Annotated in this window: 18 protein-coding genes; 17 read left to right on the top strand and 1 reads right to left on the bottom strand. The window is 44.6% G+C overall.

All coding sequences use genetic code 11. The annotated features are described in order from the left end of the window. Nucleotides 1-180: 180 nt before the first annotated feature. The 10 genes from L0665_RS09305 (at nt 181) to L0665_RS09260 (ending at nt 12,480) form a co-directional block, all read left to right on the top strand. Nucleotides 181-2,931, top strand: coding sequence for a type I restriction endonuclease subunit R (locus L0665_RS09305; RefSeq protein ID WP_274925408.1), 2,751 nt, complete (start codon nt 181-183; stop codon nt 2,929-2,931). Further along, nucleotides 2,932-5,250, top strand: coding sequence for an nSTAND3 domain-containing NTPase (locus L0665_RS09300; RefSeq protein ID WP_274925407.1), 2,319 nt, complete (start codon nt 2,932-2,934; stop codon nt 5,248-5,250). Continuing rightward, a complete protein-coding gene (locus tag L0665_RS09295) occupies nt 5,247-5,423 on the top strand; it encodes a type I restriction-modification enzyme R subunit C-terminal domain-containing protein (RefSeq protein WP_274925406.1) in 177 nt (58 codons plus the stop codon). The genes L0665_RS09300 and L0665_RS09295 overlap by 4 nt, the downstream gene beginning before the upstream one ends. A 57-nt stretch (nt 5,424-5,480) precedes the next feature. Then, nucleotides 5,481-6,017, top strand: coding sequence for a hypothetical protein (locus L0665_RS09290; RefSeq protein ID WP_274925405.1), 537 nt, complete (start codon nt 5,481-5,483; stop codon nt 6,015-6,017). Further along, entirely contained in the window at nt 6,007-6,576 is a 570-nt protein-coding gene (locus L0665_RS09285) for a PIN domain-containing protein (RefSeq protein WP_274925404.1), read from the top strand. The genes L0665_RS09290 and L0665_RS09285 overlap by 11 nt, the downstream gene beginning before the upstream one ends. After that, on the top strand, nt 6,563-7,789 hold the full coding sequence (locus L0665_RS09280) for a hypothetical protein (protein ID WP_274925403.1): 1,227 nt from the start codon (nt 6,563-6,565) through the stop codon (nt 7,787-7,789). The genes L0665_RS09285 and L0665_RS09280 overlap by 14 nt, the downstream gene beginning before the upstream one ends. A 31-nt stretch (nt 7,790-7,820) precedes the next feature. Beyond that, nucleotides 7,821-9,263 carry a restriction endonuclease subunit S gene (locus L0665_RS09275; protein ID WP_274925402.1) on the top strand — a complete coding sequence of 481 codons (1,443 nt, stop codon included), beginning with the start codon at nt 7,821-7,823 and terminating at the stop codon, nt 9,261-9,263. A gap of 226 nt (nt 9,264-9,489) precedes the next feature. After that, on the top strand, nt 9,490-9,822 hold the full coding sequence (locus L0665_RS09270; protein WP_274925401.1) for a hypothetical protein: 333 nt from the start codon (nt 9,490-9,492) through the stop codon (nt 9,820-9,822). A gap of 801 nt (nt 9,823-10,623) precedes the next feature. Then, nucleotides 10,624-10,950, top strand: a complete 327-nt coding sequence (locus tag L0665_RS09265) for a nucleotidyltransferase family protein (RefSeq protein ID WP_274925400.1) — start codon at nt 10,624-10,626, stop codon at nt 10,948-10,950. A gap of 72 nt (nt 10,951-11,022) precedes the next feature. Continuing rightward, nucleotides 11,023-12,480: a type I restriction-modification system subunit M gene (locus L0665_RS09260; protein ID WP_274925399.1), complete on the top strand. Its 1,458-nt coding sequence runs from the start codon at nt 11,023-11,025 to the stop codon at nt 12,478-12,480. 14 nt (nt 12,481-12,494) lie between these two features. Here L0665_RS09260 and L0665_RS09255 read toward each other — a convergent pair whose 3' ends face one another. Further along, the gene (locus L0665_RS09255; protein ID WP_274925398.1) at nt 12,495-13,688 is read right to left on the bottom strand and encodes a cation:proton antiporter; all 1,194 of its coding nucleotides are present in this window, start codon (nt 13,686-13,688) and stop codon (nt 12,495-12,497) included. Nucleotides 13,689-14,306: 618 nt separating this feature from the next. On the opposite strand from L0665_RS09255, the gene L0665_RS09250 reads away from it, so the two are divergent. The 7 genes from L0665_RS09250 to L0665_RS09220 all read left to right on the top strand — a co-directional run bounded on the left by L0665_RS09250 (nt 14,307) and on the right by L0665_RS09220 (nt 24,165). Then, nucleotides 14,307-16,235 (top strand): PAS domain S-box protein, encoded by a 1,929-nt coding sequence (locus L0665_RS09250; RefSeq protein WP_274925397.1) that lies wholly within the window; start codon nt 14,307-14,309, stop codon nt 16,233-16,235. Between the two features lie 157 nt (nt 16,236-16,392). Further along, a complete protein-coding gene (locus L0665_RS09245) occupies nt 16,393-17,217 on the top strand; it encodes a nitroreductase family protein (RefSeq protein ID WP_274925396.1) in 825 nt (274 codons plus the stop codon). A gap of 83 nt (nt 17,218-17,300) precedes the next feature. Further along, entirely contained in the window at nt 17,301-18,728 is a 1,428-nt protein-coding gene (locus L0665_RS09240) for a TrkH family potassium uptake protein (RefSeq protein ID WP_274925395.1), read from the top strand. A 526-nt stretch (nt 18,729-19,254) separates the two neighbouring features. Then, nucleotides 19,255-20,181, top strand: a complete 927-nt coding sequence (locus tag L0665_RS09235) for a fasciclin domain-containing protein (protein ID WP_274925394.1) — start codon at nt 19,255-19,257, stop codon at nt 20,179-20,181. A gap of 238 nt (nt 20,182-20,419) precedes the next feature. Continuing rightward, entirely contained in the window at nt 20,420-22,228 is a 1,809-nt protein-coding gene (locus L0665_RS09230; protein WP_274925393.1) for an SLC13 family permease, read from the top strand. A 30-nt stretch (nt 22,229-22,258) separates the two neighbouring features. Further along, nucleotides 22,259-23,635 (top strand): MBL fold metallo-hydrolase, encoded by a 1,377-nt coding sequence (locus L0665_RS09225; RefSeq protein ID WP_274925392.1) that lies wholly within the window; start codon nt 22,259-22,261, stop codon nt 23,633-23,635. Between the two features lie 29 nt (nt 23,636-23,664). Further along, nucleotides 23,665-24,165, top strand: a complete 501-nt coding sequence (locus L0665_RS09220; RefSeq protein WP_274925391.1) for a YeeE/YedE thiosulfate transporter family protein — start codon at nt 23,665-23,667, stop codon at nt 24,163-24,165. Nucleotides 24,166-24,168: the final 3 nt, after the last annotated feature.

Genomic DNA, 24,168 nt, shown 5'->3' with positions numbered 1-24,168 from the left:
GAGATAATCTCTTTTTTCCCCGGATTTCTCAAACATCTGTTCATTTTATTTTTGCAGGTTTGGTCTGCATTGTGTCTTTCATGATTCCCATTCTGAAGAATCATTCTGATTTTATCGTCATTTTGTGGGAATATTGTTAAGGCTTTCAAAATAAAATGAGATTTAAGAGCGAATGCAATTGTGACACCAGAGGGAAAAGCAAGAATTACCATTGACGGGATGCTCCTTGCTGCGGGGTGGGTAATCCAGGACAGGGATGAGTTGAACCTCGGTGCAGGAGCAGGCGTTGCAGTCCGGGAATACCCACTCACCGAAGGGTATGCGGATTACCTTCTCTTTGTTGACAGAAAGGCTGTCGGTGTTATCGAGGCAAAAAAAGAGGGAACGACCCTGAGCGGCGTCTGTGAACAGTCAGACGGATATCTCACTGGGAAGCTCACAAACATTCCGAATGAACTTGGATATCTTCCGTTTGGATACGAAAGCACGGGAAAAGAGACATATTTCAGGGATTTGCGTGACCCGGAGCCCCGTTCCCGAAGAGTATTTTCATTTCTCAGACCGGAGACATTTTCTGAACGGATGAAGCAGGAGAAGACACTTCGTGCACGGATGCAGGAGTATCCCCCTCTTGTCACAACAGGTCTTCGCGAATGCCAGATAGAAGCTGTTACCAACCTTGAACATTCGTTTGCAGAGGATCATCCCCGCTCTCTGATACAGATGGCGACCGGCTCGGGAAAGACATTCACTGCGGTCTCATTTATTTACCGTCTGATTAAGCACTGCAACGCAAAACGTGTCCTGTTTCTGGTGGACAGAACCAGTCTCGGTGTGCAGACATACAAGGAATTTCAGATGTATGTCACACCTGATGACGGGCGAAAATTTACCGAACTCTATAATGTGCAGCACCTTTCGGGTCAGAAAATAGATCCGGTGGGAAAGGTTTGCATCAGCACGATTCAGAGGCTGTATTCCATATTAAAAGGCGATGAGGATTATGATCCAGAATCAGATGAATTCTCATCGTTTGAGGATGGGGTGCCAAATGCAAAGCCAAAGGATGTCGTCTATAATCCCGATATTCCGATTGAAACCTTTGATTTTATTGTGACCGATGAGTGCCACCGTTCAATTTACAATCTCTGGAGTCAGGTGCTGGAGTATTTCGATGCACATCTGATCGGCCTTACTGCAACGCCCTCCAAGCAGACGCTTGGGTTTTTTAACAAGAATCTGGTGATGGAGTATGGTTCTGACAGAGCGGTTGCAGACGGTGTCAATGTCGGATTTGACGTATTCCGGATTGTAACAGAGATAACCAAAGGTGGAAGCACGGTGGATGCTGACTTCTGGGTTGAGAAAAGAGAGAAGCTTTCACGGGACCGGAGATGGGAACTTTTAGATGAAGAGTTCACATACACCCAGAGACAACTTGACCGCAATGTCGTCTCATATGATCAGATCAGAACAGTCATCCGGACGTTTAAGGAGCATCTCTTTACATCGCTCTTTCCCGGAAGAAGCGAGGTTCCAAAGACACTTATTTTTGCAAAGAGCGATTCGCACGCTGAAGATATTGTCGAGATTATCAGGGAGGAGTTTGGGCGTGGGAATGACTTCTGCAAGAAGATTACCTACCGGACCGGCAGAAAACCGGAGGATATGATCCGGGAGTTCCGGTCCTCCTATAATCCAAGAATTGCGGTGACCGTTGATATGGTGTCAACCGGCGTTGATATCAAACCGCTCGAATGCCTGATTTTTATGCGGGATGTGAAATCGCAGGTCTATTTCGAGCAGATGCTTGGCCGGGGTACACGAACGGTTGATATCACTGACCTGCACCAGGTGACAACAGATGCACCGGCGAAAGACCGGTTTATTGTGGTCGATGCGGTGGGCGTCTGTGAATCATCGAAAAATCCGCAGGTGGTCATCGACAAGAAGCCCTCCGTTTCGTTTAAAAAACTCCTTGAATCGGTTGCGGTTGGAAATCATGACAATGCTACGATAACAACACTTGCAACACGACTTGCGAGGCTTGACCGGCGGATTGGCGACCGGGAACGTGAGGAAATTTCTGATACGGCGGGGACACCGTTTGTTGAGATTATTAAAACTCTCTACACATCCGTTGACCCCGATGAGGCACGGGAACATGCAACGGAGCTGTTTGCAACAGAAACACCGGATGCATCCCAGATAAAAGAGGCAAAAGAGTCTCTTGTTTCAACCGCATGTGAACCGTTTGACAGCCCGAAGTTCAGAACCCTGCTGCTTGATTTAAAGACACAGTCAGAGCAGGTGTTGGACAAGGTGAGCGAGGACAGGGTGATTGAGGCTGGTTTTTCAACGGATGCAAAGGAGCGGGCCGTTCTTACGGTTGCAAACTTCAGGCAGTTTATCGAGGAGAACAAGGACTCGATAACGGCTCTTCAAATTATATACAGCCGCCCAAAACGGGAGCGGCACCTGACGTATGAACAGATACGAGAGCTCTCGGATATTCTCGCAAAGCCCCCGTACGGGTTTACCCCGGACAAGGTCTGGCAGGCATATGAGCAGGTGGAACGAAACCACGTCCGGGGTGCATCTCCGCACCGGATGTTAACGGACATCATCTCCCTCGTCCGGTTTTCGCTCGGATGCGACGATTACCTGGAACCATACAGAGAGACGGTCGACCACCGGTTTGAGCGGTGGATAGCCGAACGCGAGGAGGACGGCATCACCTTCAGCCGGGAACAGATGGAATGGCTCACCATCATGAAGGACCACATCGGTGCAAGCGTCTCCATCGGCCCGGACGACTTTGAGTATAATCAGCGGCTGATGCAGAAGGGCGGTCTGTTTTCCGCACACCGGGCGTTTGGGGATGGTCTGAATGGTATTATGGCAGAGTTGAATGAAGTTTTGGGGGTATAAATGGTCGATTATGATTTGGAATGCTTATCCCCACAGGAATTTGAATTATTGATCTGTGATATATTCCAAAAAAAGTTGGATGCGACTCTTGAGACATTTAAGTCAGGTCGTGATAAGGGAATAGATATCAGGGGATGTTTCAAAAGCGGAACAACAATAATCCAATGCAAGCATTATTTTAAAAGTTCGGCCAGTACTCTAAAAAGTCATCTGAAAAAAGAAGTGAAAAAAGTTGAGATAATTAGTCCAAATAGATATATTATCGCAGCATCAACTGAATTGAATCCAAATGACAAATCAGAAATAAAGGGTATATTTGGGTCATATTGTCAAAATGAACAAGATATTTTTGGAAGAGAAGACATTCTCAATTTCCTCAGAGAAAATGAAGATATCGTAAAAAAACACCCAAAATTGTGGTTTACCAGTAGTACCGTCCTTGAAATTATTTTGAATAAAGCCATCTACAATCAAACAGATATTGACATCGAAAATTTCATTGACTTTTTGCCTAAAATGGTTATAACAGATGAATTCCATGAAGTAGATGAAATTCTGAAGGAAGAACATGTCTGCATTATTTCCGGCCAACCCGGCATAGGTAAATCTACCCTTATGAAGGGTTTGGTAATCAAGTACTCTGCAAATGGATATCAGCCAATAAAAATATCAGGAGATTTTAAAGATGCATATAGTCTCCTTAAACGAGATAAAAAACAGATATTTTACTATGATGACTTTTTAGGTTCTACCTATTACACTGAAGGGCCTGGTGATAATAAAGAAAAATCAATTGAATCATTTATAATGGCAGTAAAACGCTCTAAAGGCAATACAATATTCATTCTTACAACAAGAGATTATGTCTTGAATCAGGCGCAACAAAAATCAGATGTTGCTGAAAGATTTGGACATTTTGAACATATTATATCATTCAATGATGCCGAAAAGAAGATTAAAGCTCAAATATTATACAATCATCTCTGGCATTCTGAAATTGAAGACGAAAATATAAACAAAATAATCGAAGATAAAAATTATCTGAAAATAATTAGTCACAGGAATTTTAATCCAAGAATAATTGAATCAATGACAAACTTAACAGAAATAAATCGTGCTGATTTTGTAGACACTTTTTTATCTGTCCTTGATAACCCAGAAGAAATATGGAATAAGGTATACACGAGTTCTCTGTCAGATTACTCTCGGACTATTTTAGTCATTTTAACGATTTTGGATAACAATACCAGTAAAAATTCAGTATTTGAATACTATCATGAATATTACCATAATGAAACAGATGTAGTCAAGCTAAAGAGAGAATTTGATCTTTCTTTAAAAGAGTTAGACGGCTCATTAATCACTTTAACAAAATCTGTACTGACAGGAGATATTAAAATAGGATACAAAAATCCTTCTGTCGAAGATTTTATGAACAAAAAAATTGTTGAAAGTGATCTTCTCTTGTGCCATTTATGTAATTTAATTAATGGTATCAGAGAATTGGAAAAAATATGGAATGTTTTTAAAAATCAAAATAAAGTTGATCAAATAGAGAGGTATCCAAATTTTATTGAACAATATTTTGAGGCGAACAAAAGAATTGGAAATAAATACATCGACGAAAAGGATACGGCAAAATTGGACAAATTGACAATCCACCTAGTATCTGTGAGTGGACAAATAAATGAAGAAAAATATATTGAATATACTAACTGCCTGCTTGAAATATTATTGAAAGAAGTTGAAGTGGATAAATTCTATTTCAGGAGAATTAATCCATTACTTTCAATTTTAACAGAGAATAAGAATATTTTCTTTTCAAGCTGGAATGATTTTGTTTCTGCAATTAAAAAACGTCTCCTTTCTAAAGAATTTACATATTTATCTGAATATATCCAAATCGTTGAATTTTCAAATGCAACAGGCGTTGAAATTCAAGGGAATGATTGGGATAAATTAATTTCAGACTTGGATATATTTATTGAAGGAGGAATAGAGATTGAAATTAATCAAGAGGACCGTGAACCAAGATATTATGAGTACAACTTAAAATATGACTGCTATGACCATAATGGTTCAGACATAAATGACTTAGAAAATATTAAAGAAGAGATAGAAACAATTGCTGAATTCTTTAAAATCGATATTGATTCAATATTGGGTGAAATAAGTTCAGTTATCGATGGGTATTATGATAATTGTGAAAGTGAACCTGATGAAGATGAATACAAATATCAAAATCTTCAGGATCAATATCTTGAAGAAGAAATTGGAATCCAAGATCTATTTGAAGGGCTTCGTGAAAAAAATCAATGAAGTGGCTCACCATCATAAAGGACCACATCGGTGCAAGCGTCTCCATCGGCCCGGATGACTTTGAATACAACCAGCTGCTGATGCAGAAAGGCGGGCTCTTTTCTGCGTATCAGGCGTTTGGTGACGGGCTGAATGGGATTATGACGGAGTTGAATGAGGTTTTGTCGGCATAACTTTCAGTCCGCCCGGCCAATTATATTAAGGTACATCATACAAACAGTTGGTAAATTATGGCGGATTCAGATCTTTCCTTCGAACAGGAGGAAGCAATACGGAATAAATTCATTGCAATTCTTCTGAGCGGAGCAGACAGACCCATAAAAAATAAAATTAATTTCCAGAAAGAATTGTTCCTCTTCTCAAAATCATTTCCCAAATTTTTTGAATTTTTTGAATTCATCCCCCATTATTACGGGCCATATTCCAGTAGTGCAGCGGACAGTATTGACAATCATGATGATTATTTTGTGAGTGACACGAAGGGCATCTATCTGACCGCAGAGGGAAAAAATCTCGCAGAAGAATCAATACAAGAATTCACTCAGGAAAATCGGGAAAAGATAATCATCAGCTTGAATATTGTTCGTTCACTCTATGATTCTCTCACGAGCGACGAACTGATGTTTCTGGTGTACAAGACCTACGGTTACACGGAAAAATCTGATAAAATTGACAGTCTCCTTAAAAATAAGGAATATCTCGCAGGACGACTCCTGAAAAAGGGAGTCATCACGGAGAAACGTTACCGGGAGCTGATTGAGGATTAGAACCAAACTGATCCCTGATTCGTCTTTTTTCATCTGCTTTTTTGATGACCTTGAAGACTTGATGGACGAGCCGGAGCGTTTTGGTGTTTTCTCTCTTGTTGTCAGGGAATTTTGCGTTGAAATCCCTGAGCATGTCCAGTATGAAGCGGGTTTAAAGAACAGAAGTTACAATTTTTCAGATTCGATTTCCGTTGTTTCCATTGATGATTTTGCATCGGGAGGACTTCCTTTTGAACCACTCAGACTGGTAATTGACCAGGGTGAATTTGAGGTCATCGCCCTCTCTTATGTGCACAAGACAACAAAGACAGGTGATTTTATGTTCATTCTGGATGATGAGACCGCCAGGAAAAAAGTGAAACTGTTCCTGCCGGTTTTGTTAGATCATTTAACAGGAACAATTGGATTTATGGCTCATCTGGAGGCAAATAATTATCTTACATCTGAATTTACTATTAACATACTCAACTGTATAGGGAAAAGCAAGTTCAGAATCAGCCAAAAAATTCTGGATTCTGCTGTTCGGGACATTGAGGGGAGGAGATATGAGCAGTATTGAGATTCGCAATTTTGAAGCGGATGACACGACACAGTTTACCATCAAAGACGTCAGGTTCAATCACAATACTCTGAAAACTCCCTTCAAAACACTTGATTTCAATGATTTGGGTTCATTACGGGACATTAGATCGCTCGAAAGAAGATGGCTTGATAAAAATCCAGTTATTGAGAAAAGCCAGAATGTTAAAAAAAATACGTTCGAGAAGGAAATTGACCGGCCGGATGCTCCATTTCTTTCAGACAATTATGATTCTTACAAGAGAATTCCCGTTCTTTCCGACAAATTGATTCTCAACACCCTGACATTTTCATTTAACCCATGCCTCATTCCTGATTATGAGGATAGCCTGAGCAATTTTCTTGACATATACCACGGAAGAAGTGACATTTTGTTTGTTCCCAATCTGAAAGTCAAAGAATATAATCAGGATACCAGTAAATCTGAAGTCGCAATAAAGACCGGGGATTATCTAAATTATGTTGGCTGTGCGTATGATTCCCTTAAATTCCGCAATTCAAAACCAATATTTATCCCTGTTTCAACACGATATGGTGTAAAATCTTCTGAAGAACTGGTAACAGAGATGCTTGCTTCAGGGTTCCGGAATTTCTGGTTTGATCTTGAAGGCAGATCATCAGTTTCCGTCACTGCACAACTGCGAGGATTTCACCGTGTGGTTGCCCGTCAGGGCCTTGATGATAAGGTCATTTTATACGGTTCAAATATCAGGCGTGAGGTAAAACCCCACAAGAGCGATTCAGCATCTGCGGCGTCAGATGTGCTTGCAACCCCCCTTGGTTTTGATATTGTCGGAGTAAACAGAGATACGCAACGGAAATGGATGGGAGGTAATACTGACTATACTCCACCTCCAAAAGAAGTCACCATTCAGCACAAAGGCAGATTCTTTGATTATACCACCTATGAGTATGTCAAATACCCTGACTATGCGGATACAACAACCCTGTTAGACAGGTACGGAATCACCGTCCCCGATTTAAACAGACGGCCAAAGTTCTATTCCACCTTTGCGAATTCATTTGAACTGAATATGGAATTTGAACGGCAGAAATATGCCATGCAGTATGACAATTCCCTGATGAATTATCTCGGTGGAAAGAAATCCATAACCGATAAGGTCCTCAAGAATTTTGAGAGAGTCTCAACACGAAAAGAGACACCAAAAGTTACCCTTAATGATTTTATGTGAACCAATAGTAGAGGACGGACATATCACAACTATGAATACCTTTTTAGAGAATACAGAAGAATCACAGTCCGAATTGTATGAGCTTCCTGATGGGTGGATTGTCACAAGTATTGGGGAAATATTGGAGCTAAACTATGGAAAAGGACTCCCAAAAAGATCAAGAGTAGATACTGGAGATATTCCAGTTTATGGCTCAAATGGTATTGTAGGACACCATAACCTCCCAATAGTAAACTCACCGGGATTAATTATAGGTAGAAAGGGGACAGCTGGCTCTGTTCATATATCAAAAGAACCGTTTTACCCAATAGATACTACATATTTCATAGAGGAATCTAAAAATTTGTCATTACTTTTCTCTTACTATTTGCTTCATTCATTAAATCTAAATTCTCTTGATAAGTCTACTGCAATTCCAGGATTAAATCGAAATGATGCATATTCCGTTAAAATTCCCCTTCCCCCTCTCCCCGAACAACACCGCATCGTGGAAAAGATCGAAGAGGAATTCACCCGGCTTGACGCAGGCGTATCGGCCCTGAAAAAGGCAAAGGCACTGATACCCAAATACCGGCAGTCAGTCTTAAAGGCGGCGATGTGCGGCGACCTGACAGAGGAGTGGCGGGCGGAGCATCCGGATATTGAGAGTGCTGAGGTTTTGGTGGAGAAAATTAAAACACAGGATCGGAAAACAAGTGAACCCACATATAATTCACCAGATTACTCTCTTCCAGAGGGTTGGACATGGATAAATTTGGCAAATTTAGCTTGGGATTCAGGTTATGGTACTTCTGTAAAGTGTGATAGCAGTTGGGAAGGGCATCCAATTTTAAGAATACCAAATATATACAAAAATAAAATTTCCCTTGATAAATTAAAATATGCTCCTGCATCTGAAAATTTAGATAGTTCTAAAGCATTAGAGAAAGGCGATTTACTGATCATACGTACAAATGGAAGTAAGGATCTGATTGGTAGATCTGCTATTGTGATGTCTAATTTTGATTCACCTCATTATTTTGCATCATATTTGATCAGATATCGATTAATCGATAACGAAATAATCTGGCATTGGTTGGGATTAATCTGGAATAGTAATTACATTAGGAATAAAATTGAAAAGATGGCCGCAACTACCGCCGGGCAATATAACATCAATCTCAAAAAATTGAATGGTTTATCCTTTCCACTTCCCCCCCTCCCCGAACAGCACGAAATCGTCTGTGAAATTGAGCGAAGGTTCTCGGTCATCGACGAGATGGAAAAGGCGGTGAATGATTCGCTTGCAAAGGCAGAGCGACTCCGGCAGAGTGTACTGAAAAAGGCATTTGAGGGGAGGCTTGTGCCACAGAATCCTGATGATGAACCGGCATCCGTTCTTCTGGAGAGGATTAAGGCTGAAAAGGAGCAGCGGGCAGCGGAGGAGAAGGCCAGAAAAAAAGAGTTGAAGGAGCAGAAGAAGAGGCACTCATAAATCTGATCGCGGCAACGGAACGTTACCTTCAGGAATTCCATATCAGGCCCACCCTTCACCCCAAAAAAACGCATCCACACAAAAGCCCGGAGAGATGCGTTCTCAGTCGAGAGGACCTACACATCCTCTGAAAATACCCCTCAATATGGGGCGCCCCATAGTTCGCAATAAATCGTCTTTTTTGCAAATAAATGGCATTCCACCCATTATTTTTCCATCATCCTAAATGAACACAAAATACGCCCATTTTGCCCCCCTATTATCCAATAAAAGAGGTAAAAAAGTGTGGAAAAACGCATCCACACAGAAGCACGGAGAGATGTGTTCTCAGTCGAGAGGAACTGCACATCCTCCAAAAATATCCATCAATATGGGCTGCACTATAATTCGCAATAAACCGTCTTTTCTGCAAAAAAATGGCATTATACCCGTCTTTTTCCAGGACAAAGAAAGAACAGAAAATACGTCCATTTTGCCTCCCAATTCCCCAAAAAATAGGGTCAAAAAAGGAGGTTCAAAGAGTGCGGGCAGAGAGGGAACATGGGTGACCGGGAGGTAAACATACGGAGAATATGGGTAAAATATGGGGAGATAATTGGGAGAATATCTGAGGAACGTACGGTAATCATGAGGAGAGCAGAAAATGGACAAACCAGATGGGAGGCAGCACCCCTGTTCCCGGTATTCTGCCGGTTGGTTTTCATACGTTTTCATACATTTTCATACGATTTCATACGTATTTTCCGGCATGAAAATGTGAATTAACCAATATTAGCCATTTATTTTACGATTCCAGCGCGTATGTGCAAAATCACATTTACGTTTTCATCCATCCCAATATCACAGAGAGACAAACACATACCCACCCGCACATATCAGACACGCTGAATGATACCTAAATCTGATGAAAACATCTCTTACTCTCTGTACACTTCTATATATATTGTACTTAATAAGAGAATAAGCCTCAATATGGCCGTCTTTCAGAGCAGTTTCATTTTCATCTGCTGATGAAAAATTGATGAAAAACGTATGAAAAGATGAAAACGTGAAAACAGAGGGACTCTCCTGATGACCATTATTCATTCCTATGTTGTATATATTTCGCCAGTATTTCTACAGAGCCAAAATGAAGTATTGCTCACTGTTCGGAATGACGAACATATGTTCGGATATACGAACAATCACTCGTGTATTTTATCGATTATGAATCTTCCCGGAGATAATTCATACCAAAGGACAGTGTGAGAAAAATATTCCTGATCTAAATATTCAGGCATCCGGATGAGAAACCACCATGTGATTTCCATAGCAACGGTTATCCCTGTTCGTAAAACAAATACCTCATTAGTATACACCGATGAAACCAGAACGTCCTCTATTCAAGAATCTCGCGGAAAGAGAAAAACTCGAAAAAATATGTGAAAAATATCATGTCTTACAGATGGTTGTCTTTGGATCTGCCATTCGCTCCGATTTCAACCCCGATACAAGTGATATTGACATTATGGTTTCATTCAAAACGATGACGTACACTGACCATGCCGACTCCTATTTTGGTCTTCTTGAAGAACTTGAACAATTGTTCGGCCGCAGTGTTGATCTTCTCGAAGAAAAAGCGGTGAAAAATCCGTATCTTAAAAAGAGCATTGATGATTCCGGAGTACTGGTATATGCCTCAGCATGATCCTGAAAAAACCCTGCCGTCCCATTCCAACACCCTAAAGCACTCACAAAATACAGAAATAGTCAGGCAAATATGGCATCCGAATCCTCAGCACTCGTACAAAAACTATGGAATTACTGCAACGTACTCAGAGACGACGGCGTAAGTTACGGGGATTACGTCGAGCAGCTTACCTACCTTCTCTTCCTGAAAATGGCAGACGAGCATACAAAACCGCCGTTTAACGAACCATCAACCATACCGGATGAATACAGCTGGGAAGAACTCGCATCAAAAGAGGGGGATGCACTTGAAATCCATTATCGCCACACCCTCGAAGCCCTCGGAAAAGAACACGGACTCCTCGGTGTCATATTCAGAAAATCGCAGAACAAGATACAGGACCCGGCAAAGCTCAGACGACTTGTCGAACTAATAGGAAAAGAGACCTGGGTCGGCCTTGACATGGATGTCAAAGGCGAGATATACGAAGGTCTTCTCCAGAAGAATGCTGAGGATACCAAAAGCGGTGCGGGCCAGTATTTCACACCACGAGCGCTGATTCAGGCGATGGTTGAAGTAACTGTCCCAAAACCCTGCCAGACCATTGCAGACCCTGCATGCGGAACAGGCGGATTCTTCCTTGCAGAACGGGATTACCTCGTCAAAAACTACCAACTCGACCGGGAACAGTCCGTATATCTAAAAGAGAAGACATTCCACGGAACCGAGATTGTCGACAGTGCCGCCCGCCTCTGTGCAATGAACCTCTACCTGCACGGCATCGGAACGGATAAAAGCCCGGTTAATGTCGCAGACTCACTGTTGTCAGAACCAAAAGAGCACTACGACCTTGTTCTCACCAATCCACCTTTTGGCAAGAAAAGCAGCTATACCGTCATAAACGGTGACGGAAAGGCAGAGAAGGATAAACAGACCTACGAGCGGGATGATTTCTGGGCGACAACATCAAACAAGCAGCTCAATTTCCTCCAGCATGTACGGAGCATGTTAAAGATAAACGGAAAAGCAGCCGTCGTTGTGCCGGACAATGTCTTGTTTGAAGGCGGTGCGGGCGAAGCAATCAGAAGAAAGCTTCTCACCGAATGCGACGTTCACACCCTTCTGAGACTTCCCACCGGAATCTTTTACGCACAGGGAGTAAAGGCAAACGTTGTCTTCTTTGAACGAAAAGCAGGACGCGAGGAGCCCTGGACAGACACCCTCTGGATATACGACCTCAGAACAAACAAACACTTCACACTGAAGGAAAGTCCCCTGTCACTCGATGACCTCACCAATTTCATCGAATGCTATAACCCCGAAAACCGCCACGAGAGGAAGGAAACTGAGCAGTTTAAACCATATCAATACGCCGACCTCATAAAACGCGACAAGGTCAGTCTTGACATATTCTGGATAAAAGACGAGAGCCTCGAAGACACGGAAAACCTGCCGGAACCCGATATTATCGCAGGCGAAATTGCAGAAAACCTTCAGACCGCAATCGAACAGTTCGGAGAGATATACGAGAGCCTGAAAGAGGAATAAAAAAATACGATATTTTACTCCAGCCTGCACTCAGCAACCTCTTTCTTGAAGAGCCAGTTTCTGAAGACAATCGGGGTTATAACCGTTGTCAGAATGCTCATCACAACTATCGAAGTATAGATATCCTGACCGATAAGAGATAGATTAAGGCCGAGAAGAGCGACGATCATTGCCACCTCACCCCTCGGCGACATACCGAATCCTATTGCAAGAGAGTCTCTTTTGGAATAGCCAAGGATTCGTGCCGGAATGCCGCAGCCGATCACCTTTGTGATTATCGCAAGAACTGTGATTACGGCGATAAAGAGAAGCACCGGACCTGTCAGGGCTGTTAAATCGACAAGTATCCCCAGTGATACGAAGAATATTGATGCAAATATGATATAGAGATACTCCGCACCCTCTGCGATGTCCCTGCTATGTATCAGGTTGATGCCGTTAAAGGAAACCCCGGCAATAAATGCACCAATAATCGCCGAAATCCCGATAAATTCAGACAGTGCTGCAAATAGGAATGCAATCATCACCGCAAATATGAATACAAACTCGGGGTATTTTTTTGCAATCGGGCTCCTGTCCATCCTGACAATCATCTTTGAAATGACGAAGAGGCCAATCACGGCGATAATAATCAGGAATCCGACCTGTTTTATGATAATGAAAGCAAGACTCTCTATTGAAAAGCTCCCGGATGCAATATCAGCCGTTATCGAGAGTGCAAGAAGACTGAGGATATCATCAATAACCGCTGTGCCAATTATCGCCTTTGCAAATTCGGTGTCCAGAAGACACATTTCCTTTAAAACGTTGGCTGTTATTGCAATGGATGTCGCAGTAAGTGCCGTCCCGATAAATAGGGCACTTTCATGGTTGAACCCAAAGGCAAGAGAGACAAAATAACCCCCGATCCAGGGAACAATTATCCCGATAATACCTAATATTCCGTAATTTACATTCGTCAGGTCCTTTATCTTAAACTCAAACCCTATCACGAACATAAGGATTACAGCACCAAGTCCGGCAATAGCCTGGACAAATTCCGTGTAGGTAATCAATCCGAGAACAGAAGGGCCAACGATAAGACCAAGTAATATCTCACCCACAACGGCAGACTGGTTAATTCTTGAAGCAAGAAGATAGCCTGCAAGGGCAAAGAACAAGAGGAGAGTCATCTGAAGTTCTACAGTTGGCAATATCCCGGCACTCATCAGTCAGTCCATGAGTCAGTCTGATATATCAGGTTATGGCTAAAAAGCCATGAACAGGAAGGTCATCGGTTAAATTGACATTCAGGTATCAATGTAAGAAAGAAGAGCCTCCGGAGAGTAATATCGATTGATAAACCCCTTATTCAAATGGGAGAGGACGCAATTATCCATCAGGAATAGAGAAAATAATCAGGGAATTGAAAAACAGGTCAATAAAATGTTGAAGAACGATGGAGATGAACAGGCACCCTGAAAAAGGAACGGATCTTTTTCAGAGAGAATGGACGAATGGAACAGAGTGGACCTACCTCAGGAACCAGAATATCCGCGATACTGATTTTGAAATGAGATACAGGAACCGCACCAGACAGTCCGATCCATACTAAAATCCCGATACAACAGAACCCATATACACAAAAAAACAGGGAAATATACACGGGACTATCTCATACCATCCACCAAAAAATATTCTCAAAATCTGCAATTAGTCATTTATTATGCAATCAAATCAGATAATAAGGATATTTAGGCCCATTAGCCCCATAAATTATATAAATGCTACTAAACATTACCAAAAGTTTATCATATTACCAATAAAATAGACATATATAGACACCCATGCCGGAAACTGCACATGACTCGAACCTTCACCGTATTCTGTATGTGGATGACGAAGAATTACTGTTAAACGTCACACAACACTATTTTCAACGGGAAGGGAGCTGTATCGTTGACACAGCAGGTTCCGCAGAGGAAGGTTTTCTCAAAATTCAGGAATTCCGGTATGACGCCATCATCTCTGACTATGAAATGCCTAAAATGAATGGCATTGAATTTCTCTCCCTCCTCCGTTCAACAGGAGACGACACACCTTTTATTATCTTCACCGGAAAAGGCAGAGAAGATATCGTCATTGACGCACTCAATGCCGGAGCAGACTATTATCTTCAGAAGGGTGGCCATCCAAAAGCACAATTTGCTGAACTACTCAATACCATCCGGAAGGCAGCTGAAAATAAAAGTGTGAAAGATGAAATCAAACAAAAAAAACTGGAAATAGAAGCAGCAAACCAGAAACTCTCAAAAAACAGGGATGAACTGATCAAAAGCAGAAACGAGCTGGAAGAAAGTGTTCAGCGTGCACGCTCACTCCTTGATTCATCTGTCTCAACAATTGTACTCCTTGACAGGGATGCCATCGTGCTGGATGCAAATGATGGGTATCCGGCACGCTTCGGGAAGACACGGGAAGAGATAATTGGAACAGATGTTTGGAATCTCTTCCCCGAACACATTGGAAAAAAACGAAATGTCTGGCTCCAACAGGTTTTTTCCACTGGCAAACCCTTCAAAAAAGAGGAATCATGGGAAGGAATATGGGATTACTCTATTGACCCGGTATTTGATGCCGACGGTAATGTGAAGAGTGTAACGGTGCACGCAACCGATATCACCCTCCGCAAACAGATGGAGGATACCATCCGGACCAGTGAAACCCTCTACCGGACAGTCGTAGAAGACCAGACAGAATTTGTCTGCCGGTTTCTGCCGGATGGAACACATATATTCGCCAATGATGCCTACTGCCGCTATTTTGGAAAAACACGGCAGGAACTCTTGAAAGCTAAATTTAAGCCAAATATTCCGAAAGAAGATAACAAACGCATAAAAGAGACATTATTATCTCTTACACCGGAACATCCGGTTGCAACCATCGAAAACCGGATTATAATACCTGATGGCAGCACCAGGTGGCAGCAATGGAGTGACCGTGGAATTTTCGATGATCGTGGCAAACTAACAGAATACCAGTCAGTGGGCAGAGACATCACAGAATTAAAACGTACCGAAAATGCCATTTTAGAGGCAAACAACAAACTCAATCTGCTCTCTTCCATCACCCGTCATGATATCCTCAACCAGTTAACGGTTCTTATGATGCTGGAGGGATTCCTGAAAGAAGACATCACAGAAGAGCAACCATCAACCTATGTTGATAGAATAATTGATGTCACCAATAAGATCGAGGAACAGATTCAGTTTACCCGCGATTACCAGGATATGGGACAGAGCAAGCCCGGATGGCAGAATCTTGGAAAGGTTGCTGATGGGGCATTTATGCAATCATCGGCGCAGAATATCATTACCGACATCGATGTCGAAGGCATCTTTGTTTATGCAGACCTTATGCTTGAAAGGGTCTTCTATAACCTCTGTGACAATGCCATCCATCATGGGAAGTCAGTAACCCAAATCCATGTTTCATTCCGGAATGAAGAATCCATTGGGATTATTACGGTAAAAGATAACGGCATCGGTGTTCCCACAGATATGAAAGAGAAAATATTTAGCAAAGATGTCGGATCAAATACCGGACTGGGACTATTTCTTGTCTCAGAAATCCTTAAAATAACCGGCATTACCATTCGGGAAACCGGGATTCCCGGGAAAGGGTGCTGTTTTGAAATATTTATACTGGAAGGCAACTGGAGACGTGAGACACAAAAAAATGCTCCTGACATCCCATTGCTAAAACTCCCGACATGACACTCCTTTTTTGTATGTTCAGAAGAATTTCTCCACAAAAAAACGAACCATTCTGCATTCAGATAAATACAAAACACTATAATTTTTCCAAAAATTAATGGATTAATTTTAACATCAAAGATAACCATTAAATGGAATCCTGCCAATTTAATTCAGCATGAGTAACATCACTGTCAACCCGGAAACCTGCACAAAATGCGGTGTGTGCGTCAGGGTCTGCCCGGTGTCAATCATCTCAATGAAAGAGAGTAAACTGCCGATGATTGCAAAAGACCTCGAAGACAAGTGTATAAAATGCGGACACTGCGAGATATTTTGCCTGTTTAATGCCCTGGAAACAAATTTTGAAGGTGAATACCCGCTATCCATGAACGAACGTGCTTCTGATATTAAACCAGACCAGCTCGCAAGATTTGTTCAGACCCGCAGATCAATCCGCCACTACCGGAAAAAACCTCTAAAAAGAGAACTGATTGAACAGATGCTGGATGTTATCCGCTACAGCCCGACTGCAGCAAACAGCCAGAAGGTAAAATGGATTGTTGTCCATGACCCGGAGAAGGTGCAGATGATTGCAGCTCACACCGTAGAGTGGATGAAGACAGAGGTTGAGAAAAGACCAAACCACCCCTATTCCCTCCAGTACAACGGTATCATCCGACGATGGGGACTGGGCGAGGATGCAGTCTGTCATAGTGCACCCCACCTCCTTATCGCCACAATACCGGAAGGGAGCACCTGGGCAAAGGCAGACCCAATCATTGCACTTTCCTACTTTGAACTGGTTGCGAAGGGATATGGAATCGCATCCTGCTGGAATGGATTTTTAAAGATCGCAATGGAAGAGTTCGCACCTTTACGGGAAGAAATGGGAATTCCGGAGGGATACATGCCCTCATATGCCCTCACCTTCGGATACCCAAAACAGCGGAGCACCATGACGGCACCCAAAAGAAATCCACTGAGTATCAAGTGGCTCTGAAAATATCTCTTTTTTTCCCGGGGAAGGAAATCCAGATTCAGGTGAAACATTAAGAACCCTCTCCCCAATGAAGTGGTGTCTGCATGTACGAACTGGTCTCACCGGTAAAACCGCTTGTCGTTCTGAAATATCTCTCGGTATTAGTGATGGGAGCGGGTGCCATGCTTTTGGTGCCACTCATTGTTGCCCTGTATTTCGGAGAGTATTCAATTGCAGGTACGTATACAGTAATCGGGACCTCTATCATTTTCCTGGGATATCTCTTCCACCGCCTGCTCCCGGACGGTGAACTGGAATGGAAGGAAGCCCTCATCATTGCAGCGATAATCTTTCCCTTTGCAGCATTTCTGAGCGCCATTCCTTTCACCCTCTCAACAGGTATGCCCTTTCTGGATGCCTTTTTTGAAGCAGTCTCCGGGGTGACGACAACCGGCCTCTCTGTTGCCCCTGCAACCGTGGGTCCCGCATTTCTCTTTGCCCGTTCATGGCTCCAGTGGGTGGGCGGCATTGGAATTATCATCATCATCCTGATGGTTTTCATCCCGCCGGGGACAAGTGCACACCGCCTGTATGCAATCAACAGCCCTGAGACACCCCTGCGTCCCGGCGTTACCGCAACTGCAAAAGTGCTGGTGCAGATATACTGCCTCTTAACTGCCATTTCGTTTATCATCCTCTTTGCAGGGGGCATGCCACTTTTTGATGCAGTCTGCCACGCACTCTCCGCAGTGTCCACCGGCGGATTTTCAACACAACCGGAATCTGCCGCCGGGTTTTCCGGACTCACGATACCATTTCTTATAACCCTCAGTTGCCTGATGGGAGCCTTTAATTTCAGCCTTTATCCCCGGCTGATTGAGAATAAATTAGCCATCTTTTCAGACATTCAGTTCAGGTATTTCCTTGTATTCGCCGTCATCGGAATTCTTCTGTTATTCTTCACACTGGCTGGGAAAACGACTCCCACAGAAGGATTATCTATCTCTGTCTTTCAGGCATTCTCCGCACTGAGTACAGCAGGATTTTCCACGGTTGACATCGGCACCCTTCCTGACGGGTCAAAGGCAGTACTCACCGCCCTCATGTGGGTGGGCGGTTCTGTGGGGTCAACGGCAGGAGGCATCAAGATTCTCAGACTCATAATTCTCCTGAAAGTAGTGCATCTTGTTTTCATCCGCTATTTTTTGCCACGTGAAGCACTTACCCCCCTCAAAGTTAAAGACGAAGTGATTGAGACAGAGATGGTCTACAATATACTCACTTTTGTCTTTCTGTATTCACTCGTCCTTATTGTCTCCAGTTTTATCTTTATGCTCCATGGGTTCAGCCTTGACAATTCCATCTTCGAAGTATCAAGTGCCCTTGGAACAGTCGGCCTCTCCTGTGGCATCACCAGTGCTGCAATGCCAGCCCTCCTGAAAGGGGTGTTAATCATCGACATGCTCCTCGGACGGATTGAAATAATTCCATTATTTATTCTGTTGTTCCCGAGAACATGGGTGAAGAGATAATGGAAATACATAAGGATGAGTCTGTCAGACGAACCGGGAAAACCAGAAGGATTTTGAAATAATCCGGAAAAGATCATCATCAGCCTCAGTTACCATCCCAAACCTGATATTAGCCATCTCACGATGAAACTCGTGCTGGCCAGAGAAATCTGCATTCTCCGTCTTCCACTATTTTGTAATCATTTCATCCAGCTCACACTATTCTGAGGAGAACTAAATCACCTATACCCTTCATAAATTCCCAAATGTGAGGATTAATATCAAAAAGGAGAGGAAATAATCACTATCGTTCAAAAAAACGACAAATTGGACCAAAATGAAAAACAAACAAAGGAAGTCTATACATGGATAAACGTGGATTTTAACGCAAAATCCTGAATACAACCAGAATATCAATCAGATTCACGAATGATTCCCCTGTGTGTGCCATAACTCTACGTACCCCCCCATCGGCCTTTCCCTGATAACAATTAAGTAAATTAACATCAATTAACCGACATCCATCTGATGATGGAGGGTGTATTGAATGAAATCACTGAAAATGCTGGGCTTTATTCTTGTGGTGGCAGCAGTACTTGTCGCGGGGTGTACTACTTCAGAAACCCCCGAGGCAACGCCTACCCCAACACAGACACCAGCAATGAAAAACATAGTGGAAACTGCACAGGATGCAGGGTCATTTACGACCCTTCTTGCAGGGATCCAAGCCGCAGGACTGACGGAGACGCTCTCGGGGGAGGGCCCATTCACCGTATTTGCGCCAACGGATGATGCCATGGCGGCACTTCCCGAAGGAACAATCGCAGCCCTCCTTGAGGACCCGGAAGGAGATCTGAAAGATATTCTCCTGTATCATGTTGTTTCAGGAAACCTTATGGCAGCAGATGTGACATCACAACCGGATGCAATGACACTCAATGGCAAACGGATACAGTTTGACACAACAGGCGGCGTCATGGTTGAGGAAGCAAACATTATTACCACAGACATTGTCTGCAGCAACGGTGTCATTCACGTCATCGATGCAGTGATGCTGCCAAAAGACAACATTGTCGAGACGGCGGTTGCTGACGGACGGTTCACCACCCTTGTTGCAGCTCTCCAGGCAGCCGGACTTGATACAACTTTGAGCGATGAAACGATGGACTTTACTGTATTTGCTCCCACAGACGACGCTTTTGCAGCATTGCCTGAGGGGACGGTTGAAGCACTTCTTGAGGACCCCTCAGGGCAGCTGACAGACATCCTGCTCTATCATGTCGCGGACGGGAGATACATGGCTGCGGATATCACGACTATGAGCGAAATAGACACTCTGCAGGGCAGCCCTCTCGCCATTGATACTTCTGACGGAGTGATGGTGGATGGTGCCAATGTCATCATCACGGATGTAAAATGCAGCAACGGCGTCATTCATGTCATCGATGCGGTAATGATCCCGCCGGAAGCCTGACAAACAAATCTCTCTTTTTTTCAGAGTCAGAACTTTTATTTGTCCGCTATGCAACATTCGAGGCTAAAAAAATAGATCCGCTGTGGAAAAGAGACACACCATCACGAACAGGCCAATTCCTTCATCGATACCAGTGCAAAATCAATCACTGCAAAATCCATCTCCATTGGCACACTCCCGGAAAAATCACCCACTCTCTTTATTACACCATACACCTATCTGGAGATATTGACATGGTATGGTGGTAACCGGTGTGACTCCTGAGATAATCCTTGTCCTCCTTGTCCTTGCAGCGACCGTCATCCTGTTTGTGACAGATAAACTCAGGGTCGATATCATCGCCATCATCATCATGCTCACGCTGGGATGGCTGGGTCTCGTCTCTCCTGCCCAGACCTTCTCCGGGTTTGCAAGTAACGCTGTTATCTCGGTTATGGCGGTGATGATCCTCGGGTATGGGGTGGACCGCACTGGCATGATGATCCAGCTTTCACGAAAAATCGTCATGATTGCAGGTGCAAACGAGACAAAACTGATGACCATCGTCTATTCAGTAGTCGGAATTTTGTCAGGATTCATGCAGAATATCGGGTCAGCAACACTCTTTCTTCCTGCTATCCTGCGCATTTCCAAAAAAACCAATATCCCCCGTTCCCGCCTTATAATGCCGATGGGATTCATGGCAATCATCGGCGGGACCATTACGATGGTGGGGTCATCTCCTCTTATTCTCCTCAATGATCTCATGATACAGGGGAACCTTGAGCCGTTCGGCATCTTTGCCGTCACCCCGATAGGGCTTGTTCTCCTTGTGGCCAGTATTATGTATTTTCTCCTGTTAGGCAGGTATGTCCTCCCGTCCGACGATGGGAAAACAAAAACCATTCCGGTCCAGCAGGAAATAATCGAGACCTGGCAACTGCCCGGGAACATGCACCATTATATTATTCCCAAAAACAGCCCCCTCGTCGGCACAACCAGGGAAGATAACTCCCTCAAATCCCGATACTCGCTGCATCTTCTGGCGGTAAAGACCGGAAGGGATATTCTTTATGCACCGTGGCGATATTCGGTCTTTGCTGAGGGGCAGGTACTCTCCATCCTCGGAACGAAGGAGGATGCGGAACAGTTTGCGGCAGACTATAGCCTTGTCCCGGTGGGAAATCCTGAGCGCCACACCGAAGAAATCGGAGAAGAACATGCAGGATTTGCCGAAATAATTGTCCGGCCCCACTCGCCCTACACAGGAAAAACAGTCCGTGAAGTAGCATTCAGAAAACAGCACGGACTCGAGGTCATCCTTTCCCTGACAAAGGAAGGAGAACACCGGCGTGACATATCCGACATTCCCATGAATCCGGGAGACACATTTGTAGTCTTCGGTCCGTGGGAGAAGATCACCCGTATCGGGCAGGGACCGGAGTTTGTTCTGAGCACGGTTCCCGAAGAGAAAGGAGTGACAGCATCAAAGGGTCCTTTTGCCCTCCTCTGCCTTGTGGGCGGCATTGCCCTCACCTTCACTGGTGTCCCAATAGCACTCGGACTTCTCAGCGGCGCAATAGTAATGATCCTTGGCAGGGTACTGACCATCAATGAAGCATACCAGGCCATCGACTGGCGGACGATCTTTCTCCTTGCAGGACTTATTCCGCTGGGCATTGCCATGGAACAGACCGGAACAGCAGCTTATCTCGCTGATGGCATGATGGGTATGCTTTCAATGGCACATCCACTCCTCATCCTCCTCGGCATTGCGGTGCTTGCTACCTTCTTTAGTCTCTTCATGTCAAATGTGGGCGCAACCATTGTTCTGGTGCCACTCGTGATAATCATCGGCACTTCAACAGGCCTTGACCCTCGCGGGCTTGCCCTCCTTGTCGCACTCTGCGCCTCAAATTCGTTCATCCTTCCCACGCATCAGGTCAATGCATTCCTGATGACCCCCGGAGGATACCACAATGGCGATTACCTGCGGGCAGGAGGGGGAATGACCATCCTCTTTCTGTTCATTGCGACAGGATTGATTTATATATTTTTCATCGTATAGGGAGCATCACTGAAATTGGGAATCGATAATATGTTGTTGAAACAATTCTTTATTGAAAAAATCGCCCACAGCTCGTATCTTATTGGTGGAAAAACAACGTGTGCCATCGTTGATCCGAGCCGTGATGTTGACCGTTATCTCGAGGCCGCAGAGGCTGAGGGACTGAAAATAACCCACATTCTTGAGACGCATCTGCATGCGGATTTTGTCTCGGGCCACATGGACCTTGCCGAAGAGACTGGTGCAACGATTTATGCTCCGGCCGCAGGCCACTGCACCTTTGCACATATACCACTTTCTGATGGTGACACCTTCAGCATCGAAGATATGGAATTCCATGTCCTCGAGACACCTGGACACACACCCGACTGCCTTGTCTATGTGGTCACCGACACTTCCCGGGGGGATACACCCGTTGCGGCATTTACCGGTGATACACTCTTTGTTGGTGATGTTGGCCGCCCCGACCTCTTTCCGGGAAAAGCACATGAGCTGGCAGGAGAGCTGTATGAGAACCTCCATACAAAGGTCATGGTCCTCCCTCCCGAGTGCCTGGTGTTCCCTGCACATGGAGCGGGGTCACTCTGTGGGAAGGCAATGGGTGCAATGCGGATTTCAACCATCAGGTATGAAAATACCTACAATCCGGCCCTCCTGATAGCGGATAAAGAGGAGTTCATCCGTTCACTGACAGTCAGCATGCCACCGGCACCCGACCACTTCGCCCGGTGCAGTGACATCAACCGCAGGGGTCCGGCCTCTGTCAGAACCCTTCCCCCCCTGAAAGCAATGAAACCGGCTGAATTTTATGAACAGATGAATGATGCAGACACCATCGTGGTGGGTATACGCAACTATGCCACTTTCGGAGGCCAGCATATCCCCGGGAGCTATCATATCGACATGGGCGCCAACTTTTCCACCTTCGCAGGATGGGTGCTGCCGCCGGACAAAGACATCCTCCTTGTGACCGACAACCCCGAACAGGCACATGAGGCAGTTGTCCAGCTCCGGCGTGTCGGCCTCGACCGAACGACAGGATACCTGAAGGGGGGCACCCATGCCTGGGTGACCGCCGGCTACACCACCGATCACATCCACCAGCTCTCTCCCTCAGAAGTGCATGACAAAATTCAGGACACAAACACCGTTCTTCTTGATGTCAGGTCCCCGGATGAATATGAAGAACAGCACATTACAGGTGCAGTCAACATCCTTGCCATGGACCTCAGAACACGAGCAGACGAACTCGACCCGGACAGGCCCACGATTGCAATGTGCCGCACCGGACATCGTTCCAGCCTTGCCTGCAGTATCCTGAAACAGCACGGATTCTCCGATGTATACAATGCTGCAGGCGGGCTCACCGGTTATATCGCTGCAGGATTTCTGCCAAAGAAAGAGTAAGGAGAGACCGTAACAAGGAGGGGAAATGAATGGATGTGACACCATATATTGCAGGAGCGGGCATCGGCATACTCAGCTGGATTGCATTTCTGCTCTCAAACAAACCACTCGGGTGTTCGACTGCATACACACGGACGAGCGGAATGATTGAACATATCTTCAGGGGAAAGAAGACTGACGAAAAACCCTACTACCAAAAGTTTGCTCCCATTGTTGACTGGGAATGGATGCTCGTAGCAGGTGTGTTTCTGGGAGCGTTTGCCGTATCAGTGATTCTTGGGGGATTTTCGCTCGAATGGGTGCCGACACTCTTCGGTGACACCTTCGGGTATGACACCGGGCTGCGCCTCGTGGTTGCTCTTGGAGGCGGCATTCTTATGGGACTCGGCTCACGCTGGGCAGGGGGCTGCACAAGCGGCCACGGAATCAGCGGCACACTTCAGCTGGCGATTTCGAGCTGGATTGCCGTGATCGTCTTTTTTGTGTCGGGCATTGTGACAGCATTCCTTCTCTACGGGGTGTTGTGGTGAGGA

The organism is Methanogenium marinum (assembly GCF_028912405.1).
In the GTDB taxonomy this organism is placed as follows: Archaea; Halobacteriota; Methanomicrobia; order Methanomicrobiales; family Methanomicrobiaceae; genus Methanogenium; species Methanogenium marinum.
This window is presented reverse-complemented; position numbering and strand designations above follow the sequence as displayed.

What these genes read in the sequence shown, in the direction of transcription:
- L0665_RS09300 (WP_274925407.1), top strand. Translation starts at nt 2,932, where the DNA reads ATGGTCGATTATGATTTGGAATGCTTATCCCCACAGGAATTTGAATTA.
- L0665_RS09295 (WP_274925406.1), top strand. Translation starts at nt 5,247, where the DNA reads ATGAAGTGGCTCACCATCATAAAGGACCACATCGGTGCAAGCGTCTCC.
- L0665_RS09290 (WP_274925405.1), top strand. Translation starts at nt 5,481, where the DNA reads ATGGCGGATTCAGATCTTTCCTTCGAACAGGAGGAAGCAATACGGAAT.
- L0665_RS09280 (WP_274925403.1), top strand. Translation starts at nt 6,563, where the DNA reads ATGAGCAGTATTGAGATTCGCAATTTTGAAGCGGATGACACGACACAG.
- L0665_RS09275 (WP_274925402.1), top strand. Translation starts at nt 7,821, where the DNA reads ATGAATACCTTTTTAGAGAATACAGAAGAATCACAGTCCGAATTGTAT.
- L0665_RS09270 (WP_274925401.1), top strand. Translation starts at nt 9,490, where the DNA reads ATGAACACAAAATACGCCCATTTTGCCCCCCTATTATCCAATAAAAGA.
- L0665_RS09265 (WP_274925400.1), top strand. Translation starts at nt 10,624, where the DNA reads ATGAAACCAGAACGTCCTCTATTCAAGAATCTCGCGGAAAGAGAAAAA.
- L0665_RS09260 (WP_274925399.1), top strand. Translation starts at nt 11,023, where the DNA reads ATGGCATCCGAATCCTCAGCACTCGTACAAAAACTATGGAATTACTGC.
- L0665_RS09255 (WP_274925398.1), bottom strand. Translation starts at nt 13,688, where the DNA reads ATGAGTGCCGGGATATTGCCAACTGTAGAACTTCAGATGACTCTCCTC.
- L0665_RS09250 (WP_274925397.1), top strand. Translation starts at nt 14,307, where the DNA reads ATGCCGGAAACTGCACATGACTCGAACCTTCACCGTATTCTGTATGTG.
- L0665_RS09245 (WP_274925396.1), top strand. Translation starts at nt 16,393, where the DNA reads ATGAGTAACATCACTGTCAACCCGGAAACCTGCACAAAATGCGGTGTG.
- L0665_RS09240 (WP_274925395.1), top strand. Translation starts at nt 17,301, where the DNA reads ATGTACGAACTGGTCTCACCGGTAAAACCGCTTGTCGTTCTGAAATAT.
- L0665_RS09235 (WP_274925394.1), top strand. Translation starts at nt 19,255, where the DNA reads ATGAAATCACTGAAAATGCTGGGCTTTATTCTTGTGGTGGCAGCAGTA.
- L0665_RS09230 (WP_274925393.1), top strand. Translation starts at nt 20,420, where the DNA reads ATGGTGGTAACCGGTGTGACTCCTGAGATAATCCTTGTCCTCCTTGTC.
- L0665_RS09225 (WP_274925392.1), top strand. Translation starts at nt 22,259, where the DNA reads ATGTTGTTGAAACAATTCTTTATTGAAAAAATCGCCCACAGCTCGTAT.
- L0665_RS09220 (WP_274925391.1), top strand. Translation starts at nt 23,665, where the DNA reads ATGGATGTGACACCATATATTGCAGGAGCGGGCATCGGCATACTCAGC.